Genomic DNA, 24,033 nt, shown 5'->3' on the forward strand with positions numbered 1-24,033 from the left:
GTGACCGTGGCGGATAGGCCGATGGCGTGGTTACCCTTCTCGATCGCCGAGGCGTCGTTGGCCGCCGAACCGGAGGCCGGCCTGGCACTGCCGCGCGCGTGGTCGCATCTGACGCGCCGGCTCGGGGAGGCGGCACAGATCGTCGAATCCGATCCGGTGAATCGGAACCGGTTCGATTTCGCCTCGGGTATGCGGCATCTACTGGTGCTGCTTGCCGCCGGCATCGACGAGGCCTTGCGTTTCGATCCCGATCCGATCCTCGCCGTACGGCGCACCAGCACCGACGACATCATCAGCTGGGGTATGGAGTGCCCGGACTGCATCTACACCCGCGCCACCCTGCGCGGCGGTGAAAGCTATCGGCTCTTCGGCAACCGCGGGTCCGCCCGCTATGTCGGGCTGCAGACCATGAACGGAATTGTCTCCACCGCAAACGAATTGGTCGACGAACTTGAGGTAGACGCCGACGGCAACTTCGAGGTCGTATTGTCCGCCGACGAGCGGGACGGCAACTGGATGCGCATCGAGGGAGCTCATCCCACCCTGACGGTGCGACACTTCTTCTACGACTGGGACACCGAGGTGCCGTCCTCGCTGCACATCGAAAGCCTCGGCGGCCCGGTCGAAGCCGCGACGCCGTCGGTCGATCCGGACGTTGCGCTGTCCCGGCAACTGGTCGCGCTCGGCGACTTCGTTCACGACAACCTGCAGTTCTTTTTGCAGTTCGGTGCCGCGGCGCCGGCCAACGGGTTCTTGCCGCCGATCGACCGCACCGCGATGGGCGCGGCCGCGGAGAACAAGCCCGTGATCGGCCGCTGGGAGCTTGGGCCTGACGAGGCGTTGATCCTCGAGGTCGAACCACCCGAGGGCGTGTACTGGAGTTATTCGCTTGGCAACCCGTGGTGGGAAACGATCCACTACGGTCGCCACCAGTCCAGCCTGAACGGGCATCAGGCCGTGGTGGACTCCGACGGGCTGGTCCGGGTCGTGCTGTGCGGACGCGATCCGGGAGTCGCGAACTGGCTTGACACCGCCGGCTTCAGCAACGGCCCGGTGATCCTGCGGTGCGTGCGCACCGCAACGGCCCCGACACCGAGCACCCGGCTGGTCTCGTTCGATGACGTCGCCTCAGCTTTGCCCGCACAGACCAGGAAGATCACCCCCGACGAGCGGGCGTCCGTGCTGGCGCGGCGCCGCCGCGCGGTAGCCGAAAGGTTCGCACGATGAGGTTTTCAGCCAGATGACGTTCTCGGCCGACCAGCTGGAGGATGGGGCCCGCGCCGCGACCGGCCTCGACGACTTCGGCTCGCCCTATTACCGGGAAGGCTTGGAGCGCACCGTAGAAGCGTTGAACACCGAGGCCGGCCTGTCGGAGATGGGCAAGGTCATCCAGCACGCCACCATCAGCAACGCCCTGATCCAGCGCCTCAAGATCGAGGACACCTACGCGCGGCACCCCGAGATCGCCGACGAGGTCGTCGGCGGACCGGTCTTCGTGATCGGCTTACCCCGCACCGGCACAACGGCATTGAGTCAACTGGTGGCGGCCGACCCGCAGTTCCGGTCGCTGCGGATGTGGGAATCGCAGGCCCCCACCCCGCCACCCGAGGCTGCCACCCAGCACACCGATCCCCGCATCGCCCAGGCCGAAGCAGGCCTGAAGATGCTGCACGACATGTTCCCGTTGATGAAGACGCTGTACAACTCCGAGGCTACGGCCCCGACCGAATGTCAGGATTTGATGGGTATGAGCTTTCGTACCTTCCATTTCGACGGAGTCGTACGCGTTCCGGGATATGTTGCGTGGCTGATGAATTGCGATATGCGCGAGACCTACACGTTCCACCGCCGGGTGCTCAAACTCCTGCAGTGGCACTGTCCACCCGTTCTTTGGCATCTCAAGACGCCGGTGCACATGTTCGCCCTCGATGCGCTCGTCGAGGCGTACCCGAACGCGAAATTCATGTGGAGCCACCGTGATCCGGCCAAAGTCATGGGCTCGGTATGCAGTCTCATCCGGTATGTCCGTAGCTGGAGTAGCGAGCGGGACGACCCGGAAGAACTCGGCGCCGAGCAACTGGACAGCTGGGCCGAGGCCGTGCGACGAGCGATGGACTTCCGCGAGCGCGCCGGCGACGACCGGTTCGCCGACGTGGCCTTCGCCGACCTGCAGAGCGACCCGGTGAAAACCCTTGCGGCGGCGTACGAATCCCTGGGGCTGGACTTCACCGACGCGACCTTGCGTTCGGTCGAGCAGTGGGCTAGCGAGCACCAGCCCGGCTCCCGCGGGGCACACGACTACGACCTGGCAGACTACGGCCTGACACCGGACGGCGTCCGGGAACGGTTTGCACAGTACCTGCGCACCTACGACGCGAGCGCATGACACGGCCGGCAACGCGGCGGCGGAATAAGCTTCCCCCCGACCCCGATGTGCGTGTCGCCATTCTTAACGCCGCGGCGAAAGCCGCTCGGGAGCAGGGTGTTCGAGGACTGAGCATCTCGGCGGTCCTGGAACGCGCGCGGCTGAGCACCCGCGCCTTCTACCGCCATTTCGATTCGAAGGACGAGTTGGTCGCGGCGATCTTTCTGGAGATGGCACGCGTCGAGATGCTCAGGCTGAGAAGAAAGATGGCGGACGCATCGACTCCCGTGGAGGCGGTGGCGGCTTGGATCGACGGACGACTCGACCTGGCGTTCGACGAGAGCGTCAAATCCGATCTGCGCCGGCTGTCCCTGGAGGCGCAGTCGCAGATCTTCGCCGCGCCCGACCTGATTCAGCCTGCTTACGCCTCGATGCTCGAGCCACTGATCGAACAGTTGCACCGCGGAGTCGCGCTGCGCGTGTTTCACGACGTCGATCCCGTCAGTGCTGCGCAGTCCATTCAGGGCGTGGTGTGGGCGAGCACTGAACGTCAGTGGGCGACAGGCGATTGCGAGCGTGCCGATGTCCGCCGGCATCTGCTCACTTTCTGCCTGCGCGGACTGGGCACAGCGCCCGAGACAATCGCACAACTGTCGGCACCGCACTGATCGCAAGGAGGCGCGATGGATCTGGGATTTGCGGGATCAAGAGCCGTTGTCACCGGCGGCAGCAAGGGCATGGGACTGGCCATCGCGGAAACCTTGGCGGCCGAAGGCGCCAGCGTGGCGGTGATGGCCCGAAACCGCGAGGGACTCGACGCCGCGGTGGAAAAGCTTCGGGCGGCCGGCGCTCCGGACGCGGTGGGAATCAGCGTGGACATGGCCGATGCCGAATCGATCAGGGCCGGCTTCGCCGCTGTAGCCGAGCGTTGGGGTCAACTCAACAGCCTGGTACACACCATCGGACCGGGCGACGGGTATTTCGAGCAGCTGGACGACGCGGGGTGGGACGCCGCGTTCACCCTTGGCACCATGTCGGGGGTGCGCTCGATTCGCGCGGCGTTGCCCTTGCTGCGTGCGGCTGACTGGGCTCGCATCGTGACGCTGTCGGCGCACTCGATCCAGCGACAGAACCCGCGCATCGTCGCCTACACGGCATCGAAGGCGGCGCTCTCGAGCGTCACCAAGAACCTGTCGAAAAGCCTTGCCAGCGAGGGCATTCTGGTGAATTGCGTGTGCCCCGGCACCATCGTCACGGCCAGCTTCACCGAACAGCTCAAAGACGTCCTCGCCGCGGAGGGGCTCGATGCCACCAATCCGTCCGACGTCATGACCTGGATCGACAAGTACTTCCATCAGCCGTGCGACCTCGGCCGGGCCGGGCTCCCCGAAGAGATCGCGTCGATCACCGCCTACCTGGTTTCGCGACGCAACGGCTATGTCACCGGCGCGTCGGTGAACGTCGACGGCGGCTCGGACTTTATCTGAGGGAGGTTCGTCATAACGGGCACTCGCAATCTATGTGCACTACCTGAGGGGATGCTCGGACCTGTTCCGCGACCACTACACCGACGTCGGCCAGTTCACCCTGATCAACTAGCCGCTGCTACGGCGACGAGCTGGAGCGAACTCGCCGCACCACCAACGACAGCAGCCGTACGACCGCAAACGCCACGGCTCCGACGACCAATCCGACGACCGCGGATACTCCCGTCTCGACTAGCCAGGACAGCACGCCCCCGACCACCGCGACCGCGTGCCGAACCTGATCCTCGAGGTGGTGCAACAAGTCGTACGGGGTGTGCCAGCCCAGGCGGTTGGCCCCGGTCAGCAGTATGTGGCCGCCCACCCACAGCATCGCCAGCGTTCCGACTACCGAAAGCGTCGCGAGAACCCTGGGCATCGCGGCCACCAGCGCCCCACCGACCTTCTGCCCGATTCGCGATGTGGTCTGCGTCAGGCTCAGGCCGACGTCGTCCATCTTGACGACCACGGCGACGACGCCGTACACCACTGCGGTGAGGACCAGGGCAACCACGATGAGGATGACGAGCCGCGGCACGAACGGCTGGTCCGCCACCTCGTTGAGGGCGATCACCATGATCTCGGCGGACAGGATCAAGTCGGTCCGGATCGCCCCGGCCACCATGCCGTCTTCGTCGGCCGGCGCCGCCTCGCCTTCATGGCCGCGGATGCTGTCCCACACCTTTTCCGCGGCCTCATAACACAGATACGTGGCGCCGAGCATCAGGATCGGGCTCAGCAGCACCGGCGCCAACTGACTGAGCAGCATCGCGACGGGCAGGATCACCACGAGCTTGTTGCGCAGGGATCCCTTGGCGATGCGCTTGATGATGGGCAACTCGCGCTCGGCCGCGATGCCGTGGATGTATTGCGGCGTCACTGCGGTGTCGTCGATGACGACTCCCGCGGTCTTGGCTGTCGCGCGACCGCTGGCGGCGGCCAGTCGCGCGAGAAGCGCAACGTCGTCCAGCAGTCCGAACAGACCTGCACTCATCGCGTGCCCACCATCGCGTTGCAGGCTACCCGTTGCCGGTAACCGTGGTGAACGTCTACTGCGGATGACTCGCCAGGTAGTCGGCGACGGGTATGCGCTGGCTCTGCGCGTAACCGACGGGCAGGAGCACGTCACCCGATGTGGTGAAGTAGTAGATATCCCACCGGTAGTAGCCCGCGAACGCGGCCGGGTCGCCGGCCAGCACCGCGGCGTAGTCGTTGATTGCGCCGACATACTCGCCGGAGTGGTTGTAGGCGAAGATGGCGCGGTCGTGGTCGCTCGCGAAGCCGTTTGCGGCCAGGAAGCGACCGGCCGCCAGGATGCTGTCATGCGGCGATGCGATGTCCCCGCCGTTGCCGTAGCTGGCGAATGTCGAGGGCAGGAATTGCATGGGACCCTGCGCGCCTGCGGTGCTAGGCCCGATGATGCGGCCGAAGCCGGTTTCCACCAGGTTGATCGCCGCGAGGTAGTTCCAGCCGACGCCGCTGGCCGCCTCCGCGTCATGGTAGAGGCCGAGCAGTACATCGGCGGGCGCCGGGGACTCGATACGCCAGGCGGGCAGCGTGTCTTTGGCTTCTCCCCTGTTGAGCGCGGTGAGGTGGTGACGGGCAGAGACGTTGCGGTCGTAGGCGCCGACGAGCGAAGCCGGAATTTTCCCACGCGCGGTTGCCTCCCACTCGGGGTGCCGACCGATGGCACGGTAGGCGGCCTGCTGACGCAGCGCTGCCGACACCAGCGCACCCTCCGGCGACGACGGGTCGCGCAGGGTCTGCTCGTCGGCGGCCAGATCGGCGCCGAGCACCGCGGGGTCCGACGCCAACGCCGGCTGCGCCGGCAGCGTGGTCGCTATCGGAGACGGCGTGCCGGTCGACGTGGTGCGCGCCGGTGAGCACGCGCCCAGGCCAAACACGATCGTGACAGCGAACAGTACTGTGCTGCAACGCTTTACGCAGGATCGGCGGGCGAGAGCCGTATGCATCCTTGCTCCTTGCGAATGACGCCGGCTGATGCCGGACGCTGAATGGCTCGACTATACGGGCTGGCTGTGCGCGCGCATCGAAACGGTGGGCGAATGATGTCCAGCATGACCGCCGTTTACCGAGCGCCGATGCGATCCCGCAGCGACGCCGTCGACGCCCGCGCCACTATCGAACGTGCGCGCCGGCTCGGTCTGTGTGGATTCGGTCGCCTGGTGCGTGGGCCGGGCGAACAGGACCGGCTGGCCAGTCGGGTCGCGCGGTTCGCCGCGGCGGCGGACGGTTCGTTCGTGTGGACCCGCGATGCCGACGGGCTGTTCCGGCTCGGCCGGATCTGCGGCGAGTACCGCTATGACGACGATCCGGCCGCCGCGGCCGTCGACCTGGTACACGTGCGGCCGTGTGACTGGCTGCCCGAGCCGCTGCTGGAACCGCAAGTGCCCGACGCGGTGGTCGCCACCTTCGGCCGGGGTGGGCGGAACTTCCAGCAGAATCATCACCCGTCGGTAAGCCAAGAGACACAACGGATCTGGGACGCCTGGGAACGACAGTAGCTTGTCCGGAGGCCGTCAGCCGGGCCGGCTGCCGATCTCCAGGCCGGCGAGCTGCGACGTGCCGTCGAAAATGGTGCGGCCCCATTCGCGGACCCTGCACCGCAGGGTACCGGCCAGGTACTCGTAGTCGGTGTCGATGTTGCGGCGCTCGGCCGGCAGCGGCACCGGAAGCACGTGCGGTCCCGCGCCGACACCCTGTCCGTCCAGCTCGACCCGATAGCGCGCGGTGCGCGCGTCGATGTGCCACCGGTGTCCGTCGCAACTGGACGACACCAGCGCGGGCGGAGTGATCCGTAGCACCCGATCTCCCAGTCGCACAACGACTCCGGTGACATCTCGTTTCAGTGGGCCCAGCTCCAGCAGGCCGCCCGAGAATGCCACGCACACGTCGTCCCCGCCGAAGTCATGAGCCTGGCCCCACCACCAGCGCAGCGGGAAGCCCGCGCCCCAGTTGCGTTCGCAGTACAAGGTGGCGTCGGTGAACGTCCAAGTCTCGTCGCCGACGGTCGCCGTACCCGAAGCCTTGCCGCCCAGCCGGTAGGGATGCCAATACTGGTTCAGGAACGGTACCGACGAGAACGCCCCGCCACCACCAAATGCCTTGGGCCACTGGCATTCCTGGGTGAGCTTCACGTTGACCTCGCTGTCGCCGATGACCATCCTGAGCTGATCGCGATCGGCGTCGACGATGTCGGACCCCGCGCGGGCCTTCACCGAAAAGCGGGTTCGGTCAGCGCTGACGCCGTCGATCGCGGCAGAACGCACCACTCCGCCTGGGTGCAGAGCAATCGCGGCGGTCGACCAGTCGCCCTCCGGGTGACGGTTCGCGCTGCACAGCGCCACCACCACCCGCTCGTCGACCGGGTCCGAAAGCCGCCAGAACCACCCCTCCATCTCGGTGCCGTGCGACGGCAGCGGATCCCCGAACGGCAGATCGGCCCCGGTCCTCCGATAGATTGAAACAAGCCGCTGACCGGTGTGTGCAAGAGAACCGACGATGTCCACGGCACTGTTGATACCCCGCGACGGGTTGATCGAACCGGGACGACGTCGGCGCGCGGCAGAGGGTCGGTCCGCTCAGGAATCGCCGCGGGTGTCGATCACACGTTGCGCTATTTCGGTGAGTGGGGTGTTGTCCTCCTGGGAAAGTTGTCTCAGCATGTCGAAGGCACGGACGTCGTCGACGTTGAAGCGCTCCATGATGATGCCCTTGGCCTGCCCGATGCGGTCCCTGCTCGACAGGGCCGATTGGAGCTGCCGGCCGTGGCGGTGGGACATGATCGCGGCGGCGGCATGGGCGGCAAGCACCGTTCCGATCGTCTCCCGCTCGCTATCCCACTCCGTCGGCTGAAAGCCGAACAGGTTCAGCGCGCCGGCCGTCCGTTGGTGGGTGTAGAGCCGGAGGGACATCCCGCTGAGCACACCGAGCTTGACGACGGCAGCCGAATATGCGGGCCAGCGGGTTTCCTTGCGGAAGTCGTCGGTGCGGACGATGACGTCGTGGAGTGCGGCGTCCATGCAGGGTCCCTCCTGCAGGGTGTGCTGCAGTTCGTCGAGTTCGTGCGGCAGCCCGTCGGTACCGGCGTGCGACTCGAATTCCCCGCCCTTCTTGATCAGCAGGATTCCGGCCGTGTCGACACCCGGGATCAGCTCCACCGCGGCGGTGGTGACCTCCTGGAAAATGTCTTCAGCCCCGCGTGGGACGGCCACCGCACGGGCCAGCTCGGCCATGCGAACCGCCAACTCATGGCTGGATTGCTGAGACATGCGCTTCAGTTTGCCCCATTTGGCGGTAGCTAAACCCGTTGAGCCCGAGCGGCGGCAATAAGCCAGTGGGGCAAGGGATTACGAGCGCAGCGTGCGGCGCTGACCGCTGACATCGCCGTCCCGGCCGGCAGTGCCTCCTGCGCCGGAAAGTACCGATACATCTTCTGGCGGGCATCCCAGAGCAGTTGGGAGACCGCCAAGACGCTCAGGGCGCCTGGAGTTGAGAAGGGGCGCTCGGACAGGTGAGCCTGCTAAGCCACTGCCGTCACTCCAAGAAAAGCAGGTGTTTCTGGTCCACCAGTGAGCGACGAATTGGGATTTGAAAACTGGCTAAGTGCATCATCAGCCACACCGGTCACTCCCGTCGCCGGAAAGAGGCTTCGTGTCTTTTTGTCCAACTCATAGCGACAAATTGACCTGCCGCGCAGCGGTTGTCGCTCGGAGGCGGACAAAAGACATACACCCGAGATTCTGTGACGGATGAGACGCTTGAGAAACACCCGGCCAACCGGTTCTGTGCACCACCAAGCTGCCCCGGCCCGCACGCAATCTTCATTCAGCCCGAAACGGGTTGGGCAATTGCGAAATTGGAGCTTTGCGCCTTAAGGCTGACGCTGTGCATGCCGGCCAGCACGTCGCCGGCGACCTTGAGTGTGAAGCGACGGCTTTCGTTGTGAACTGACGGCTTTCAGTGTGAAAGGAGGGCGGGAATCGGCGCGACTTTCCGCCCAGGCTTCACCCGCAACGCCGACGATTCACCCGCAACGCCGACGATTCACACTCGAAGCCTGAGACCACGCGGGCACCTTCACGCGAACCCTTTTCGTCCGCCTCACGACACAAATCGCTTGGCGCGCAACAAGCGACCAGCGGCTAGGAATCACCGTCGAGCGCGAGGACGAGCTTCCCGGTGTTTTCACCGCGAAACAGCGCCAACAAGGCATCGGGAAAGTCGCCGACATCGCCGTGGATGACTTGCTCTCGCGAATGCAATTCACCACTGTCCAGCCACTCCGCAAGCTGCACAACGGCTTCGGCATGCCGATCGGCGTAGTCGAAAACCACAAAGCCCGTCATCGAGGCCCGCGCCACCAGCAGCTGCATATAGTTACCCAGTCCGCGCAGCTCACCGGTGGCGTTGTACTGCGAGACAGCTCCGCACAGCACGACTCGCGCACCCCGCGCCAGCCGCGACAGCGCAGCCTCCAGAGCCTCTCCCCCGACATTGTCGAAGAACACGTCAATACCGTTGGGGGCGTGCGTCTTCAGCTGTCTACGCAGATCACCCGCTTTGTAGTCGACGGCCGCGTCGAAACCCAGCTCGTCCACCAGCCAGCGGCACTTGGCCTCGCCGCCGGCGATACCGACCGCTCGGCACCCGCTGATCCGCGCAATCTGTCCGGCGATGCTGCCCACCGACCCGGCCGCACCGGAGACGACGACGGTCTGGCCCCGCTGCGGACGACCGACATCGAGTAAGCCGAAGTAGGCCGTCAGCCCGCTGATGCCGAGCGCGCCGAGATGCACCGGCGCGGGCGCCAGCGTGGTGTCCACCGGCGTCACACCGTCACCGCCGGATATCGCGTAACGCTGCACCCCGAAGAAGCCGTACACGTAATCCCCCACCGCGAAATCCTGGTGGCGCGAGTCGATTACGCGTCCGATGCCACCGGCGCGCATCACCTCGCCGATTTCCACGGACGGGACGTAGGACCGCCCCGCGTTCATCCACGTCCGCATCGCCGGGTCGACGGACAGGTACTCGACTCGCACCAGAAACTCGCCGTCGGCCGGGCTCCCGACGGGCTCGTCGGCGATGTCCCAATCCGACGGCTTGGGCATGCCGACCGGACGGGCAGCCAGACGGCACACAGTGTTGACGGGCAATTCACACCTCCATGGCAGAGCTGAGCGCGGTCAGGGTTGCCCGCGCCCCCGGGTCTTCAGCGGTGGCGGGCACCACCGCGACGCAGTCGGCTCCAGCTTGCCGATATGCGTTCAGCCGGGACGTAATTCGGTCGACGGAGCCCAGTGCGCTCACTTCGTCGAGCAGTTCGACCGGGATGGCTGCGGCCAGTTCGCGGCGAGTCGCGCCGGTGCGGGCCCTGCGGACGAGGTCGTCGAAACCCAGTGCGCTGAACATTTCGCCGTAACCGGGGGGAGCGAGATAGACGGCCAGCTGAGCCGCCAGTTGGGTGTGCGCGGCAGTACCGGGATTTAGCGCGATCGGCACCCACACGGTGAGGCGCGGTGCGGGACGGTTTGTCGCCGCAGTCTCGATTGCCGTGCGAACCTCGGCGACGCGGGCCGGCGAAGCGAGGTTGAGCACCACTTCGTCGGCGTGCTGCGCCGCCAGCCGAATCATCCCGGGTCCGAAGGCCCCCAATGCAATTCGCGTGTCTGGGCAGGCGTGACGCAGGCGGAAGCCGCGGCTGCTGACGTAGCGGCCGTTGTAGTCGACGCGTTCACCGGCCAATATCGAACGCAGACTTTCGATGGTTTCGCGCATGACCGGCACGTGGTGCGACCACTGGCGGTCATGCCACCCGGTCACGATCGCGGGACTCGAGGCGCCCAGGGCGACGTCCACCGGGCCGCCGGTGAGGGACGCGACGGAACTTACTCCGAGCGCCAGCGTCACCGGTCCGCGAACGCCGACGGCCAGCGGCCCGATCTTCAGCGGCATCCCGGGCGCGCGCAGCCCGATCGCGGTAGCCAGCGCGAAGGCGTCGTAGGTGGCCATCTCGCCGACCCACACCGCATCGAACCCGGTTTCGGACGCCGCCGCCGCGACGTCCATTGCCTCGTCGTCGGGTCGGTCGAGCCAAAACGGCAGGGCGACTTCTAAATTCGTCACAGCATCGACACGTCGGCGGACTGGCCGAGCAGGACGCGACCGGGCAGTTCACGAGAGGCCTCGTTGACCTGGAAGTGCGCGGTGGCGGTGAACGCGTCGCGGAACCGGCGCTGCAGAGGTGCCCCGTCGTAGATGGCGCTGCCACCCGCGAGGTCGTACATGTCGCGCACCACGTCAGCCGAGGTCCGTACCGCGTGAGTGGCGGCCAGACGCAGGCGGTTGCGGAGCGCCACCGGCACTGCGTCGTCAGCCTGGCTGGCCTGCCAGGCGGCCTCGATCGACTCGTAATACAGTGCGCGAGCGGCACTTAGCGATGCCTCGGCGGCGGCCACCGACGCTTGGGTGGCCGGGCGCTCGGCCAGCGTGCGACTTGATCCCAGGCCCTTCTTGCCGCCGGCCAACTCCACAAGGTCGTCGATCGCGGCGCGCGCGTTGCCCAACGCCGCCGCGCCGATGGACAACGCGAAGAACCCGAACACCGGAAACCGGTACAGCGGCCGGTCCAGGATCGGACCGTCGAACACCGAGAAGACGCGATCGGCGGGTACGAGGACTTCGTCGGCGGCGCTGTCGTGGCTGCCGGTACCGCGCAAACCCAGCGTGTGCCAGGTGTCGAGGATCCGCAGGTCGGCTTTGGGTATCGCGACGACGGACGGCACCCGCCGATCGTCGACGAAGCATCCCGCGAACAACATGTCGGCGTGGTTGATGCCACTGCAGAATGGCCAGCGCCCGGACACCACGACTCCGCCGTCGACCGATTTCGCCGTACCGCGTGGCGCCCACACACCTGCCGCGACACCCCGTCCGCCGCCGAACATCTCCTCACGGCTGGATGCAGGCAGGTATGCGACCAGCAGGGCGCTCGTGATTGCGATCGACACACACCAACCCGCCGATGCGTCGCCTCGAGCCAGCGCTTCGGCGCATCTCAGAGTCAGCCCGGGCGACAACTCGGGCGCCGCTACTTCGCGCGGCATGGTGGCGCGTAGCAGCCCGGCCTCGTTCAGGCGGGTAACCAATTCGTCTGGGAGTCGGCGTTCGCGGTCGATCTCCGCCGACATTTCACGGGCCGAAAGCGCGATCTTCTCGGCGACGATCTCGATATCCGTGTGATTCATCGCGGCTCCTGATCCGGACGGTTCAATTACGTTACCACCTATGGTTCAGCAATTGAACCGGGTACAGTTGTTGAACTATGACGGCCGATCTGTCTCACCGCTTCGAAGGCGAGTCGGTCGGCCGCGCCCTCGAGCTGGTCGGCGAGCGCTGGACCCTGCTCATCCTGCGCGAGGCGTTCTTCGGCGTGCAGCGCTTCGGCCAGCTCGCTCGTAACCTCAACATCCCGCGGCCCACGCTCTCGTCGCGGTTGCGCACGCTCGTGGAGGTCGGTTTGCTGGACCGGGTGCCCTATTCGCGAGACCCGGAGCGCCACGAGTACCGACTCACCGAGGCCGGTCACGACCTTTTCGCCGCGATCGTTGTCCTCATGCAATGGGGTGACGAGCACCTGCCGCACCCGAACGGGCCGCCGATCGTGCTGCGTCACAACGGCTGTGGTGAAATCGCGGATCCGCGCCTGATCTGCGCGCACTGCGGCGACGAGATCACCGCACGGAATGTGACACCGGAAGCCGGACCGGGCTACTGACGCCGTTCAGCCCGCGAGGAACGCAATTCGGTGCTCAATCTTCGGTTTCGACTACCAGCACCTCGGTTTTGGCGCGACGAGAAACAGCCCTCGAAACCGAACCCAGGACCCGTCCGGCGATCGAGTTGGCGCCGACATTTCCGACCACAAGCAAATCAGCTTTAGCGTCCTCGGCCAACTGCACCAGCGCGTCCACCGGAGCGCCTTCTACGGCACGCTCCTCGACGTCGGTGGCACCGGCGTCACGCGCCCTGCCTGCGGCTTGGCGAAGCATTTCGTAGACGGGCGCGTTGCCTTCGGTCCGATATTCCTCTTTGCCAGGCTGATCAGGATCGGGTCCGGCAGGGTCATGATCGGTATCGAGAAACGCTGAGGCGACAATGAGCTTTGCTCCCGAGTCCCCAGCGATCGCCGCAGCGCGGTCAACCGCGCGAAACGACGTCTCCGATCCGTCGGTACCAACCACCACAACCTTGTATTTGCTCATGAATCCTCCCGAAGATTTCGACAACTAACTAGCCGCAATCAGGCCAAACCAAACCAGTTTGGTCCCATCAGCTGACGGGCGGTCTAGCTGGCATTGCATTAAGGGTTGTGGCACAAGGCATTACGTGGTACACGCCGCGCCAGACGCTCAGTCCGGAATCACCCAGTCCGACCAGCGGTTAGCGGGGTTGACCCGGTATGAACCGGGAAAGACCCGGGCCATCAGGGCAGGCATTGCTTCGGTCCCCGGCAGCGTTCCCTGCCTTTTCCATACGTCCGGGTCTTGGCATGACAGCTCGAAAGTCAGTTGCACAGGTATCGATCCCGGAAGCGCCTCCGCGCACGCCTGGGTAGCTGTAACCGTGTGGTCAGCATGGGCAATTGGCGCGAGCACCACAGCCGCCGCCCAAAACCCAGTTCCGGCAAGTAGTTTGGCCATCGGCGAGAAAATCGTCACGCGACCCTGTCCATGTGCGCGGCCGAGTCGCCGATCGTCGCGCTGCCGTCGCCAATGATGGTGTGCAGCAGCGCTTTCTGCTCACGCTGTCCGCGGGCCGCCGCGCGGTCCATACCGCCGGGCAGGGCCAGGGCCGCGACGCTGCGGGTCATGTTGACCGGGATCCGCAACAGCGGATACCAGGGCGGCACGTAGGCCGGCAGGCCCAGCGCGCGCATCGCCCGCGGCCCGAGGAAGCCGCTGGTCACCGACAGGTGCTGCGCCCGTGCGACTCGGCGGCGCAGTCCCGGCATGCTGCGGTAGTGCCACACCAGCGGGTCGTCGGCCATCGGGACGGCCAGCTGCTTGGTGGACTCGTCGGGGCGGGCAAGTGCGGTAGACGTGTGATAGAGGACGCGCATCGCGTCGCGGAAGCTGTGCGGCAGCCATTCGTCCTGCACGCCGATCAGCCAGCCGACATAGCGGGTCAGGTGCGCGATGGCTTCCAGGTCGCGTGGCGTAGGAACGATTCCCATCCCGATCGCGCCGACCGGTGGCGCAATGAGCGCGCCCACCAACGTTGCCGCCATGTCGGTTTGATTGACCGGCAGGCCCCATTCGTCGGCGCGCCAGTCGGCCATCGCTGACACATAGCGACGCACCAGCGCGTGGATCAACCGCACTCGCAGGGTCGAGCGGTAACCGACGGCCAACGGCGCCAGGCCGCCGTCGGAGATGACGTCCATTGCCCACTGCATGGTCTCCGCGAACCGCTTGTTCGAGCCCTTCTCCAGCGCCCCGGTCCGCAACAGCGTCTTGTTGAATTCGGAGAATTGGTAGCCGCCCAGAAGTGACACGTCGCGGGCGACGTACATGCCGTCGGCGCCGCCTCTGCGCAGTGCCCGTTGTCCTCTGCGTAGCTTGCGCGCGTCAACCCAATCCGGAACCGCCTCCACCCCAACAAAGAAGTCGCGCAACGGGTCCGGCGCTTCGGGGACGTTCGCGATGCCCTCGTTAAGCGCCCGGTCGAACAGCGGGCGCATCTGCTCCATCCCGGCGGACGCCATCCACTCGACCAGGCGGTCCATCGGCTCGTCGCCGACGGTGAGCCGTTCGCCCAGCCTGCGCCACTGCTCCGGCGTGGGCTCACGCAAGCCCAACAGCCGCGCAGACAACGAGATGGCAGCCGGAACCGGCAACGGCTTGTCGGGATGGCGAGCCGGAACAGGCAGGTTCATCACCGCTCCTTGAGGCGCAGTTTGGATAACGCTCGTGTTCCAAAGGTAGGTTCCGGGTAGGGTTGCTGTCAATGAAACGCGCGGAAGTGGTGCGGGACTACGGCGGCATCAGCGCAGCCGACCGCCGCGCCGAACGCCGCCGCAAGCTGCTCGCTGCCGGACGGCAGATCTGGGGAGAATCGGGAGTCAGCGAGGTGACCGTCCGCGGGGTGTGCAACGCGGCCGGCCTGATCCCGCGCTACTTCTACGAGCAGTTTCCGAACCGGGACGCGCTGCTGTTCGCCGTCTCCGACGACGTTCGCGACGAACTGCTCGACGCAATGGTCGTCGCGGGAGTCGGCGACCCCGGCACGCTCAGGGACAAGCTCCGCTCGGCGCTGACCGCCTTCCTCGACATCATCGCCGCCGACCCCCACGTCCACCGCATTGCCACCGGCGACGTGAGCAGCGTTGCCGGCCTGGCGCAGCACCGCACACACATCCTGGACATGATCACCGACCTGGTCATCCAGTACAGCCCGGACGTCCTCGCCGGTTTCAGACCGAATCCAGCCGACTTGCGCCGCGGGGCGGTGTTCATGGTCGGCGGAGTGAACCAAATCATCGAAGCCTGGCTCCAGGATCCCCGCGAAACCACTCATGAGCTGGCCGCCATCTGCGCTGACCTGTGCGTTGCCGTGGTGCGTGGGGTCAGGCAGTCGGGCTAGCTCGCGCGCCGCTTCGACGCCCCGATCATCGCCGCAGTCCTGCGATGAGCCGCTGCATGCTTCGGGTGAGCGACGGCGGAACGTGGTCGGGATCCATCAGATCGTTCTCCGCGAGCGGACTCGCCTCGTCGGACACCGTGCGTTCGGTCACCGGCCGCAACGTCCTGCCCTGCCCGCGCAGCGACTCGACGGTCTTCAGGAATGACCCGGCTTCGGCCATCGTCCTCTCGAACTCGCCGACGGAAACCCCGAGGTGTTCGGACACCAATCGATTACGCGTCGACGTGACCTGCCGGCGGACGTCATCGTGTTGTGACACATCCGGATTCGCCTCGATGGCGAGATCGCACTCGCTGTCGAATCCCATCGACCGGTTGTTCAGATTCGACGATCCGATGCGCAACAGGCGATCGTCGACCACCAGCACCTTCGAGTGGATATAGATCGGCGTACCGCGGTCGGTCGCGGGCCAGTAGACGCCCAGTCGGTGGTGATCGTCTGCGGCCCATAGCACTTGAATGAGCCGGTGCCGGGCGCCGTCCATGGTTCCGCGCTCGAGGGGGTTGTTGCCTTTGCGAGGAAGGACGATGACGATCTCCGGACCTTCGTCTTCCCTGAGTCGAGCCGCCAGCGCGTCTGCGATGCGCCGGGCTGCCAAATACTGGTTCTCCAGGTAGATGGTGTGCCGGGCCGCCGCTATGGCCGCCAGGTTCAGCGCCTCGACCTCCCGAACCTCCTTGCGCCCGCGCAGTTTTGGCAAAGTTCGCGCGATTCCGACTTCGACATTGTGCAATGCCGGCTCCAGTCCGCTGGGCCACGCGACGTGTTTGGCTTCGACCGGCCGCAACGATCCGTCGGTCGCGGACCGCCATCGGGCTCGGGCTTGCTCGCCCAGTGCCCGCGCGGCGGCGCCGTCGACTGCCACCGCGACGTCGTGGCGAGGGCCGTAGCTGCGCCCAAGCGCCCGTCGATGACGGCTGCGCTGCTCATGCGCAGGAGTATCCCATCGGCCGATGGTGAGGTCGATACCACCGCAGAACGCCACCGCATCGTCGACCACCACAATTTTCTGGTGATGAACGGCGCCGGTCGGACGCTTGCCGTCGACAGCGAAATGCATTCGCCTGCTGGTAATTTGATTGACCAGCGAAACCGGTGTGAGCCCATACCAGATGCCGTCGAAGGCGGGCAGCAGGCGCAGGTTGGACTTGAGCAGGTAGACGTGGAGATCCGGCCGCTTCCACACCATCCAATAAAGGAAGGCACCCAGCTGGTTGGGACCGGGCAGTGTCTTGGCGCCTCGTTCGAATGACGTTCTGGCGTCCAAATCCCAACCGATCAACATGATTCGGTGCCGAGCGCGCAGCATCGCCGCCTTGACGTGCTTGAAGTAGTCGGCAGCATCGACGATGCAGGCGAACTGGTCGGCACGCTCTATGCGCCAGCATGTCTGGCCGGGAGTCAGCAATCGATCGTCGGGCACTCGGGATCTCTCAACTGCTGTTGGACGCGGACACCGCCCAGTTTCCAACACATTCCGGCTCAGCGCCAAATCGATCGAGACAAGCCGGTCGACGGACGGTCCTCACTGCTCCTCGTCTGCGGCTTCGATCGCGGCTCCTGGCGTGACCGAGCACTGCGGAAGCCGATGCAACTCGTCGGGGTCCCCGCCCTCCACCCGCAGCTGGCGTCGCCCGTCCTCGGCGGTGGCGACACCGATCGGCGACCCTTCCCCACCGCCACCGTCGGAATCCAGGAAGAGCTGCAATTCTCCGGAATCGACGAACAAGACGGCGTCATCGCTGGACAGCTTCCAGGGCTGGCCGTCGGTCGGCCACCGGCCACCGACGAGCCGAATGTCGTTGCGGTCCTTGTCTTCCTGATCGTCGTCGTCCTTCTGGACCGTGGCACAACTGACCCATAGTTTGCCGGGCAGCGCGCGGAAGTACACGGCGAGGCGCTGACGGTTGAGGTTCACGTCGACCGGTATGCCGATCGGGGGCAGCAAGGTGCCCTCGGGACGATCGTTCAGCGACTTCTTGACTTGACGGGACCCCATGCCGGTGCCAAACCAGTCGATCGTGAGCAGGGTCGTGAGGTACTGCGCGATCGCCAGCGTCAGCAATCCGCCCGCACCGGCCGCACCCACACCCGCCGCCCCCACTGCCCAGGTGACCGGCAGCGCGAGCAGACCGACGACAGCGGCGGCCCCGGCGGCGGTGGCGGCCTTGCCTGCCAACGAAAGGTTGAAGTCCGCATTCACATCCGGCTCTTCGGGATTCTGCGCCGGTCGCACCCCGACGGTCCTGGGCAGCTCGCCGAATCGCTCGCTGACCCGCTTGACGACTGCCTCGTAGTCCTGGTGGCTGAGCTCACCGGTGCGCTTCTTCTCGGAGGCCTCGCGCAGTTCCTGCTCCAGACTCTCCACGGTTCCGTGAACTCGCTGAGTTTCCTCCCCCTTCGGGTCACGCGGTATGTCGTCCAGGCCCATCTCGTAGGTCACCTTGAAGTTGGCTTTGAAGTCGTAGAGCTTGGTATCGGCGCTCACGGTGCCGTCGACGACCAACCGCCCGTCCTCGGTTCGGGGCACGATATCGGCGTCGAGAGAGTCCAGGCTTCGGTCCTGACCGCCGATGCTGATGGTCTTCGGGCCCATCAGCAGGCACGGCGCTTCGGCGTCGAAGTCGCTCTCGTCGAGACCGAAGCTGTTCATCACGGTGTCCCGAACTTGCCGCAGAATGCTCCACCCGGTGACGGCCAATCCGGCCTTCTCCCGTGGGTTTTCGGCCAGGATCGACGCCGGCAGATCCTCGCCGGCCGGAAGTTCGCGCAGCGTCTGCAGCTGGACCACCATGGATTCGTGGATGGCATTCTCGGGCAACGCCGCGTCGGACGACGCGCCGACATGAAAGCGCTGCACGACGGCGTCAAGGGCCTTGAACGTGCTGTCGTCCTGCGCATCGGGGTCGATTTCCAGCGGTGACGGCAGCAGATTGACAATGCCTTCCTCCCCCATCTCCGCGAGCTTCGGCCGCATCGCATCGGCGATCTGGGCAGCCAGCGAGTCGAGCACCCTGTCCCTCGCCTCCTCATCGGCCAGGCCGGGGTGCTGCAGCTTCTCCAGGTTCACCATCAGCTCCCCCGCGATGCTGTGCGTTATCCAATACGCCTCGGCGTAGTCGAGTTCCCAGGTGATTCGCGGGTCTTGTCCGGTGAATGCGGTTTCACCGGCGGCACGGCGCTCGATGTGCGGACCGAACAGGCGCGGGGCGTACTCCTCCCGCAGCGAGGTGGCCAGCAGGACAGGAGCGTCTTGCACGCCGAAGTTCAGGGCGATCGTCTGCTTACCCGGCTCTGTTTGATGCGGCTCGAGCTGATCGTGAATCGTCAACCGGCCGAAAAGCGGTATCTCGTTGTACGGGATTTCGCGTGCTTCCCCGGCGCGCGGACCGTCCGGGACGGTGATCGTCGCCGGCGGCAGCTCGACCAACGGGATGCAGGTGACCGAGTCGATGACGATTTTCGAATTGAAGATCACCAGGTCGATCGCGAAATGCCGCAACGGATCACGGGTTTCGCCGTCGGATTCCTCCTGCCACAACCGCTGATGCGAATCGAGGATGAACCAGACTCGGTCCACCGTGAGATCGAGCGTGGCCGTCGCCGAGTAGCCCGTGCCGTCGACGGACTCGGTGTAGCTGTCGCCGCTGAACATGTCGGCCGTCTGATCCTGGACGCGTTCACGATGAATTTCGATGATCGTGTCGGGTCGTTGCATGGCAAACTCCAATGGCTCAGCGGCGCGCGGTCGGCTTGCGAACTCTGTACCCGCCAGGCCGCGTTTTGAGTCACCAGGATCCGGTGCTCAGTTCTGGCGACCGACCAGTTCGGCGACAAAGCGATCGATGAAGCCGTCCGTTGGCGCCCCACCGACGGGCCTGATGACGAACTTCGACAATTTAGAGTCCAGGTAGGCGTCGAGTTGACGGTGCAGTTTGTCCCACCCGGCGGCGACCAACTCGCCGGGATCGAGATCGGGACGCCGCCGGCGCACCGCTGCCACCACTTCCGCCGGCAAGTCGCCGTCGGCGGAGCTGGCTACGGCCAGCGAAATGCCGAAGTGATCGGCCTCGATTCGCCGCCCCGCCTCCGCCGCAGCCAGTTCGATCGCCTCGCGTCCCTTGCGGGCCTCGTCAGGCGTGAGAAAACTACCCAACCAGCCGTCGGCCAGCGTGCCGATGCGACGGAACGCCGGGGGCGAGGAGCCGCCCAGCCAGATGTCCAGCGGAGGCGCCGGTCGCGGTGCGACCGCTGCGCCATTGACCGTGAAAAACCTGCCGCGGTAGGTGACCGAGTCGTCGAGCAGCGCCGAGCGCAGCACCCGCAGCGACTCGTCGAACACAGCTGCCCGCTCGCCGTGAGAGACTACGAACACCTCACGCTCGGCTGGAATTGCCGAACGCAGACCGAAGACGGGAAGAACCCGCTTGGGCGCGAGTGCGGCGAGCGAGGCCAGCTGTTTGGCAACCAACACCGGATGACGACCAGGCAATACCGCCACCGAAGTGCCCACCTTCAACCGGGCGGTCCGTGCCAATGCGTATGCCATCCCAACCATCGGATCCACCGCAGGGGAATAGACCAGCTCGGAGAACCACAGCGAGTCCACCCCGCCGGATTCCAGATGGTCGACGATGTCGCCGAGTTGATCGGGCGCGGTGTTCGCACCCAGTCCGACACCGAAGCGAATCTTCACCCGGGTCTCCCTTCGTGTAGCCGTAACGAGACCAACACAAGGGGCCCGCTATTTGTGTCCCGGGCCTACCAGCTCAGCGCCGAAGAAGCTCCGCGAACGCGTGCGCCGCCGACGTGACGCCCGCGTCGTCGTCGGTAGCCACCAGATCAAGCAGCAGTCCGCGGGTGACAGCCAGGCCAAGGCGCACCAACGCCGCGTCGGCGTCACCGCCGGCCGCCTTGTCCACTTCGGCCAGCCAGGCGTCGACAGCGCCGGGCACCATGCGGACAAAGGGCTCCTCGCCCTGCACCCCGCGTGAATAGCACTCGAAGAAGAGGCGCTCGAACGGCCGTAGCTCAGGCCGGCGCAGCATTTCCCACATTGCGGCGAAGCTGCCGGCGGGCTCGACTGGCAGTTCGGACAGGACGGCCATCTGCCGGTGTTCGACCTCCTCCACGATCGCCAGCAGCAATTCGTCCCGGGAGCCGAAGTGATGGAGCAACATGCGATGGCTGGTCCCGACCGCAGCGGCGACTTCGCGCAGCGAACGGTCCCCGATGCCGGCGGCGGCAAACTCTTCGACCAGCGCATCCAGAAGCTGCTGGCGTCGACTCAGGTCACGAGTGCGGGCCAAGGGATTGCCGCAATTGCTCGCTGCGACCCTTGAGGCCTTGGGCCTCCATCTCGAGGTAGCGACGCGTCGTGCGGAGCATCAGTCGGCCGACGATCGCCCCAATCGGACCCTGCTGGTCGAGCCTCTGGTCTACCCGCGTCCGGCCATCGGCGACCGACGTCACCGTGTGAGTGGCCACAGTCCTGCCGCCGGGGGAACGTTGCGCCCAGGTCCACGACACCCCCGGTGACACCTCGGTCACTTCCCACACGAGCGTGGGCAGCTTCGGCTGTTTGATCTGGAACCGCTTGCCGACAGCTAGTCCGGGTCCGTCGAGGGCGACCAGGCTGGTGACGGAGGCGGTCCATTCCGGCCACCGCTCAACATCGCTGAACACCTCCCATACCAGGGACGCTGGTGCATCGATATCCACGCCGCTGTCAGTAAACATGTACCAGATGGTACATGATTCGGCGAGGTGGCGGCTAGTCCGATTCGGTCTTTCCCACCGGAGCACACGCTCATAGGCTCGCCTGATGGACTTCGAGTTGCATCGCAAAGATTTGCACCAGACCCGGTTCCTCTTCGGCGATGCTCCGTCGCCGAAGGATGGGGGCGCGCTGCTTCGCGTCGAGTCGTTCGGGCTGACGTCGAACAACATCACCTACGCCGTATTCGGTGAGGCGATGAAGTACTGGGACTTCTTCCCGGCCTCGGATCCGGACTGGGGAAAGCTCAACGTCTGGGGCTACGCGCACGTGGAGGAATCGCGACATCCGGACCTGGCGCAGGGCACGCGCGTCTACGGCTACCTGCCCTGTGCGAGCCACCTGCTGGTCATCCCCGACCGCATCAACGAGAAGGGATTCATCGACGCCGCCCCGCACCGCGCGGCGCTGCCCTCGGCCTACCAGGGCTACCGCGACGTACAGACCGATCCGGTGTACTCGGCCGATCGCGAGGCAGAACACATCCTCTTCTTTCCCCTGTTCTTCACGTCGTTCCTCATCGACGACTTCGTCGCCGACGAGGGTTTTTTCGGTGCGGACACGATCGTGATCTCCAGCGCCTCGTCGAAAACGGCGATCATCGCGGCCTACCTTCTGGCCAAGCGTGAGGGCATCCAGATCGTGGGCCTGACCTCGGCAGGCAACAGCGAGTTCGTCACCGGGCTGGACGTCTACGACTCGGTTTGCGGATACGACGACATCTCTCAGTTGCCGGGCGACCGTGCCGTTTACATCGACATCTCCGGCGACGGCAATATCCGCACCGCCGTCCATTCCCATTACGGCGACCGCCTCGCCCACAGCGCTGCGGTCGGCATGACGCACTGGACCGAGATGGCGCAAGGTAGCGGACATCTCGCGGGCCCGAGCCCCGTCTTCTTCTTCGCACCGGACCGTATCAAGAAACGCGGCTCCGACTGGGGCACCGCGAAACTCGACCTCAACGTCGCCGAGGCATGGACGCCGTTTGCCGAGTGGGCGTCGAATTGGCTTCGGGTCGAACGGATCTCGAGCACCGACGACATCCAGCGCGCCTACCTCGAGCTGCTCGACGGCAAAGTCGACCCCAGGGCCGGCACGATTGTGGATCTGTGAACCGACTAAAGCGCGACGACGGCGTCGCCCTCGCATATCAGGTCCACAACCCGCAGGCGCCGGGTGTGCCGCTTCTGCTGACGCACGGTTTCGGTGCCACCGCGGGCATGTGGGGCCCCAATATCGATGCCCTCAGTGCCGACCGCCCGGTGATCGTCTGGGACCAGCGCGGGCATGGAAGCAGTGACGCGCCCGACGACTTGGACCGCTACAGCGCGCAGATCAGCGTCGCGGACATGGCGGCCATTCTCGACGCCGCAGGTGCCGATCGAGCAGTCATCGGAGGAATGTCGTTGGGCGGCTACCTATCTCTGGCCTTTCACCTCACCCATCCGCAGCGGGTAGCCGGACTAGTGCTGGTCGATACGGGACCGGGCTACCGCAACGACGAAGCCCGTGAGAAGTGGAACGCGTGGGTAGAGCGACGCGCCCAGAAACTCGAGCGCGGCGAGATGCCGGCCGACATGTCCGCAGAACTCGCCCAAGCGGTGCATGAGCATCCCGAGGGATTGCCGCGCGCCGCCCGCCGTGTCATGGCGCAGAAGGACGCTCGCGTCATCACATCGCTCGACAGCATCCGCGTTCCCACGTTGGTGGTCGTCGGGGCGGAGGATACCGACTTCCTGGCCGGGGCCGAATACATGCACCGCAAGATCTCGGATTCTCGCAAGGTCGTCATCGAGAACGCGGGGCATGCGGCGAACATGGACCAGCCCGAGGCGTTCAATACAGCCGTACGCGAACTGCTGGAACAGATTTGAGCACTCCGGACGTCAGCGTCGATTTCGCCGGCCACGTGGCCGTGGTGGAGATCCATCGGCCGCCGAACAACTACTTCGACACCGTTTTGATCAAGGGCATCGCCGACGCCTACGAGCAACTCGACGACGAAGCCGAATGCCGGGCGATCGTGTTGTGTGCGGAGGGAAGGCATTTCTGCGCCGGCGCCGACTTCTCTCAGCCCGCCGCGGATCGCCTGTCGCCCGGTGAGCTTTATGCTCAGGCCATCCGGTTGTTCCGCGCCACCAAGCCCGTCGTCGCCGCGGTGCACGGTGCCGCGATCGGCGGTGGACTCGGACTTGCTCTCAGTGCCGACTTCCGGGTGGCTGCACCCTCGTCGAAATTCGCGGCCAACTTCAGCCGGCTCGGGTTTCATCCCGGCTTCGGCATCACCGCCACGTTGCCACGTGTCGTCGGTCAGCAACGCGCACTCGAGTGGACGCTCACCGGTGAACGTTTCGGCGGTGAAATCGCTTATGCGGCAGGGTTGGTCGATGAACTGGCCGCCGATGGTGACGTGCGCGCGGCGGCGCTCCGGTTCGCCGAGCGCATCGCCGCGTCGGCTCCCTTGGCGCTCACCAGCATTCGCGCCACCATGCGCGCCGGACTCGCCGAGGAGGTCGCCGCCGCCACCGCCCGCGAGCTCGAAGAACAGACCCGGCTACAGGCGACCGCCGACTTCAGTGAGGGCGTGACCGCAGCAGCCCAGCGCCGCGCTCCGATGTTCACGGGTCGCTGAAGGTGAC

25 protein-coding genes and 1 pseudogene are annotated in these 24,033 nt (G+C 65.8%); 11 read left to right on the plus strand and 15 right to left on the minus strand.

The window, feature by feature from the left end; genetic code table 11:
- The first annotated feature begins 21 nt into the window (after window positions 1-21).
- From A5791_RS19375 to A5791_RS27325, 5 genes and pseudogenes are all read left to right on the plus strand, one after another.
- Entirely contained in the window at window positions 22-1,227 is a 1,206-nt protein-coding gene (locus A5791_RS19375; protein WP_067240541.1) for a hypothetical protein, read from the plus strand.
- A 13-nt stretch (window positions 1,228-1,240) separates the two neighbouring features.
- Entirely contained in the window at window positions 1,241-2,386 is a 1,146-nt protein-coding gene (locus A5791_RS19380; protein WP_067240266.1) for a sulfotransferase, read from the plus strand.
- A complete protein-coding gene (locus tag A5791_RS19385) occupies window positions 2,383-3,033 on the plus strand; it encodes a TetR/AcrR family transcriptional regulator (RefSeq protein ID WP_067240268.1) in 651 nt (216 codons plus the stop codon). The genes A5791_RS19380 and A5791_RS19385 overlap by 4 nt, the downstream gene beginning before the upstream one ends.
- A 15-nt stretch (window positions 3,034-3,048) precedes the next feature.
- A complete protein-coding gene (locus tag A5791_RS19390) occupies window positions 3,049-3,852 on the plus strand; it encodes an SDR family NAD(P)-dependent oxidoreductase (RefSeq protein ID WP_067240271.1) in 804 nt (267 codons plus the stop codon).
- 28 nt (window positions 3,853-3,880) lie between these two features.
- Window positions 3,881-3,964, plus strand: a pseudogene (locus tag A5791_RS27325) (hypothetical protein); the annotation flags it as partial.
- Between the two features lie 6 nt (window positions 3,965-3,970).
- On the opposite strand, the gene A5791_RS19395 reads toward A5791_RS27325, so the two are convergent.
- Together A5791_RS19395 and A5791_RS19400 are read right to left on the minus strand one after the other, a co-directional pair.
- Complete coding sequence (locus A5791_RS19395) at window positions 3,971-4,882, minus strand: DUF808 domain-containing protein (protein ID WP_067240273.1); 912 nt, start codon at window positions 4,880-4,882, stop codon at window positions 3,971-3,973.
- A 55-nt stretch (window positions 4,883-4,937) separates the two neighbouring features.
- On the minus strand, window positions 4,938-5,861 hold the full coding sequence (locus tag A5791_RS19400; protein ID WP_067240276.1) for a lytic transglycosylase domain-containing protein: 924 nt from the start codon (window positions 5,859-5,861) through the stop codon (window positions 4,938-4,940).
- 105 nt (window positions 5,862-5,966) lie between these two features.
- Here A5791_RS19400 and A5791_RS19405 point away from each other — a divergent pair, with 105 nt between their 5' ends.
- Window positions 5,967-6,413 (plus strand): GAF domain-containing protein, encoded by a 447-nt coding sequence (locus tag A5791_RS19405; RefSeq protein ID WP_082967029.1) that lies wholly within the window; start codon window positions 5,967-5,969, stop codon window positions 6,411-6,413.
- 15 nt (window positions 6,414-6,428) lie between these two features.
- Here the strand turns inward: A5791_RS19405 and A5791_RS19410 are convergent, their stop codons facing one another.
- The 5 genes from A5791_RS19410 to A5791_RS19430 form a co-directional block, all read right to left on the minus strand.
- Complete coding sequence (locus A5791_RS19410; protein ID WP_067240279.1) at window positions 6,429-7,418, minus strand: tocopherol cyclase family protein; 990 nt, start codon at window positions 7,416-7,418, stop codon at window positions 6,429-6,431.
- A 72-nt stretch (window positions 7,419-7,490) separates the two neighbouring features.
- Window positions 7,491-8,180 (minus strand): GAF and ANTAR domain-containing protein, encoded by a 690-nt coding sequence (locus A5791_RS19415; RefSeq protein WP_067240282.1) that lies wholly within the window; start codon window positions 8,178-8,180, stop codon window positions 7,491-7,493.
- Window positions 8,181-9,053: 873 nt separating this feature from the next.
- Window positions 9,054-10,067, minus strand: a complete 1,014-nt coding sequence (locus A5791_RS19420) for an NADP-dependent oxidoreductase (protein ID WP_255397723.1) — start codon at window positions 10,065-10,067, stop codon at window positions 9,054-9,056.
- Window position 10,068: 1 nt separating this feature from the next.
- Window positions 10,069-11,037: an LLM class F420-dependent oxidoreductase gene (locus tag A5791_RS19425; protein ID WP_067240287.1), complete on the minus strand. Its 969-nt coding sequence runs from the start codon at window positions 11,035-11,037 to the stop codon at window positions 10,069-10,071.
- A complete protein-coding gene (locus A5791_RS19430) occupies window positions 11,034-12,158 on the minus strand; it encodes an acyl-CoA dehydrogenase family protein (protein ID WP_067240289.1) in 1,125 nt (374 codons plus the stop codon). The genes A5791_RS19425 and A5791_RS19430 overlap by 4 nt, the downstream gene beginning before the upstream one ends.
- 77 nt (window positions 12,159-12,235) lie before the next feature.
- Between A5791_RS19430 and A5791_RS19435 the strand changes: the two genes are divergently transcribed.
- A complete protein-coding gene (locus A5791_RS19435; RefSeq protein WP_067240292.1) occupies window positions 12,236-12,688 on the plus strand; it encodes a helix-turn-helix domain-containing protein in 453 nt (150 codons plus the stop codon).
- 34 nt (window positions 12,689-12,722) lie between these two features.
- Here the strand turns inward: A5791_RS19435 and A5791_RS19440 are convergent, their stop codons facing one another.
- From A5791_RS19440 to A5791_RS19445, 3 genes are all read right to left on the minus strand, one after another.
- Window positions 12,723-13,175, minus strand: coding sequence for a universal stress protein (locus A5791_RS19440; RefSeq protein ID WP_067240294.1), 453 nt, complete (start codon window positions 13,173-13,175; stop codon window positions 12,723-12,725).
- A 147-nt stretch (window positions 13,176-13,322) separates the two neighbouring features.
- Window positions 13,323-13,631 (minus strand): hypothetical protein, encoded by a 309-nt coding sequence (locus tag A5791_RS26580; RefSeq protein ID WP_156661513.1) that lies wholly within the window; start codon window positions 13,629-13,631, stop codon window positions 13,323-13,325.
- Window positions 13,628-14,848: an oxygenase MpaB family protein gene (locus tag A5791_RS19445; RefSeq protein ID WP_067240297.1), complete on the minus strand. Its 1,221-nt coding sequence runs from the start codon at window positions 14,846-14,848 to the stop codon at window positions 13,628-13,630. The genes A5791_RS26580 and A5791_RS19445 overlap by 4 nt, the downstream gene beginning before the upstream one ends.
- A gap of 71 nt (window positions 14,849-14,919) precedes the next feature.
- Between A5791_RS19445 and A5791_RS19450 the strand changes: the two genes are divergently transcribed.
- Window positions 14,920-15,555, plus strand: a complete 636-nt coding sequence (locus tag A5791_RS19450; protein ID WP_067240299.1) for a TetR/AcrR family transcriptional regulator — start codon at window positions 14,920-14,922, stop codon at window positions 15,553-15,555.
- Window positions 15,556-15,580: 25 nt separating this feature from the next.
- Here the strand turns inward: A5791_RS19450 and A5791_RS19455 are convergent, their stop codons facing one another.
- From A5791_RS19455 to A5791_RS19475, 5 genes are all read right to left on the minus strand, one after another.
- Window positions 15,581-17,038 (minus strand): phospholipase D-like domain-containing protein, encoded by a 1,458-nt coding sequence (locus tag A5791_RS19455; protein WP_067240301.1) that lies wholly within the window; start codon window positions 17,036-17,038, stop codon window positions 15,581-15,583.
- A 102-nt stretch (window positions 17,039-17,140) separates the two neighbouring features.
- The gene (locus A5791_RS19460; RefSeq protein WP_067240303.1) at window positions 17,141-19,333 is read right to left on the minus strand and encodes a hypothetical protein; all 2,193 of its coding nucleotides are present in this window, start codon (window positions 19,331-19,333) and stop codon (window positions 17,141-17,143) included.
- Between the two features lie 87 nt (window positions 19,334-19,420).
- Window positions 19,421-20,311 carry a TIGR03854 family LLM class F420-dependent oxidoreductase gene (locus tag A5791_RS19465; RefSeq protein ID WP_067240305.1) on the minus strand — a complete coding sequence of 297 codons (891 nt, stop codon included), beginning with the start codon at window positions 20,309-20,311 and terminating at the stop codon, window positions 19,421-19,423.
- 73 nt (window positions 20,312-20,384) lie between these two features.
- Entirely contained in the window at window positions 20,385-20,924 is a 540-nt protein-coding gene (locus A5791_RS19470) for a helix-turn-helix domain-containing protein (RefSeq protein WP_067240307.1), read from the minus strand.
- Complete coding sequence (locus tag A5791_RS19475) at window positions 20,908-21,354, minus strand: SRPBCC family protein (protein ID WP_067240310.1); 447 nt, start codon at window positions 21,352-21,354, stop codon at window positions 20,908-20,910. Before A5791_RS19475 ends, A5791_RS19470 begins: the two co-directional genes overlap by 17 nt.
- Before the next feature lie 85 nt (window positions 21,355-21,439).
- Between A5791_RS19475 and A5791_RS19480 the strand changes: the two genes are divergently transcribed.
- From A5791_RS19480 to A5791_RS19490, 3 genes are read left to right on the plus strand one after another with little or no spacing between them, the layout of a single operon-like run.
- Entirely contained in the window at window positions 21,440-22,507 is a 1,068-nt protein-coding gene (locus A5791_RS19480; RefSeq protein ID WP_067240313.1) for a DUF2855 family protein, read from the plus strand.
- Window positions 22,504-23,268 carry an alpha/beta fold hydrolase gene (locus A5791_RS19485; RefSeq protein WP_067240314.1) on the plus strand — a complete coding sequence of 255 codons (765 nt, stop codon included), beginning with the start codon at window positions 22,504-22,506 and terminating at the stop codon, window positions 23,266-23,268. The genes A5791_RS19480 and A5791_RS19485 overlap by 4 nt, the downstream gene beginning before the upstream one ends.
- Window positions 23,265-24,026 carry an enoyl-CoA hydratase/isomerase family protein gene (locus tag A5791_RS19490; protein ID WP_067240315.1) on the plus strand — a complete coding sequence of 254 codons (762 nt, stop codon included), beginning with the start codon at window positions 23,265-23,267 and terminating at the stop codon, window positions 24,024-24,026. Before A5791_RS19485 ends, A5791_RS19490 begins: the two co-directional genes overlap by 4 nt.
- Window positions 24,027-24,033: the final 7 nt, after the last annotated feature.

It is taken from the genome of Mycobacterium sp. 852002-51163_SCH5372311 (genome assembly GCF_001667115.1).
Lineage (GTDB): Bacteria > Actinomycetota > Actinomycetes > Mycobacteriales > Mycobacteriaceae > Mycobacterium.

Coding starts and splice junctions, on each gene's coding strand:
- A5791_RS19375 (WP_067240541.1), top strand. CDS start 22: ATGGCGTGGTTACCCTTCTCGATCGCCGAGGCGTCGTTGGCCGCCGAA.
- A5791_RS19380 (WP_067240266.1), top strand. CDS start 1,241: ATGACGTTCTCGGCCGACCAGCTGGAGGATGGGGCCCGCGCCGCGACC.
- A5791_RS19385 (WP_067240268.1), top strand. CDS start 2,383: ATGACACGGCCGGCAACGCGGCGGCGGAATAAGCTTCCCCCCGACCCC.
- A5791_RS19390 (WP_067240271.1), top strand. CDS start 3,049: ATGGATCTGGGATTTGCGGGATCAAGAGCCGTTGTCACCGGCGGCAGC.
- A5791_RS19395 (WP_067240273.1), bottom strand. CDS start 4,882: ATGAGTGCAGGTCTGTTCGGACTGCTGGACGACGTTGCGCTTCTCGCG.
- A5791_RS19400 (WP_067240276.1), bottom strand. CDS start 5,861: ATGCATACGGCTCTCGCCCGCCGATCCTGCGTAAAGCGTTGCAGCACA.
- A5791_RS19405 (WP_082967029.1), top strand. CDS start 5,967: ATGACCGCCGTTTACCGAGCGCCGATGCGATCCCGCAGCGACGCCGTC.
- A5791_RS19415 (WP_067240282.1), bottom strand. CDS start 8,180: ATGTCTCAGCAATCCAGCCATGAGTTGGCGGTTCGCATGGCCGAGCTG.
- A5791_RS19430 (WP_067240289.1), bottom strand. CDS start 12,158: ATGAATCACACGGATATCGAGATCGTCGCCGAGAAGATCGCGCTTTCG.
- A5791_RS19435 (WP_067240292.1), top strand. CDS start 12,236: ATGACGGCCGATCTGTCTCACCGCTTCGAAGGCGAGTCGGTCGGCCGC.
- A5791_RS19440 (WP_067240294.1), bottom strand. CDS start 13,175: ATGAGCAAATACAAGGTTGTGGTGGTTGGTACCGACGGATCGGAGACG.
- A5791_RS19445 (WP_067240297.1), bottom strand. CDS start 14,848: ATGAACCTGCCTGTTCCGGCTCGCCATCCCGACAAGCCGTTGCCGGTT.
- A5791_RS19450 (WP_067240299.1), top strand. CDS start 14,920: ATGAAACGCGCGGAAGTGGTGCGGGACTACGGCGGCATCAGCGCAGCC.
- A5791_RS19460 (WP_067240303.1), bottom strand. CDS start 19,333: ATGCAACGACCCGACACGATCATCGAAATTCATCGTGAACGCGTCCAG.
- A5791_RS19475 (WP_067240310.1), bottom strand. CDS start 21,354: ATGTTTACTGACAGCGGCGTGGATATCGATGCACCAGCGTCCCTGGTA.
- A5791_RS19480 (WP_067240313.1), top strand. CDS start 21,440: ATGGACTTCGAGTTGCATCGCAAAGATTTGCACCAGACCCGGTTCCTC.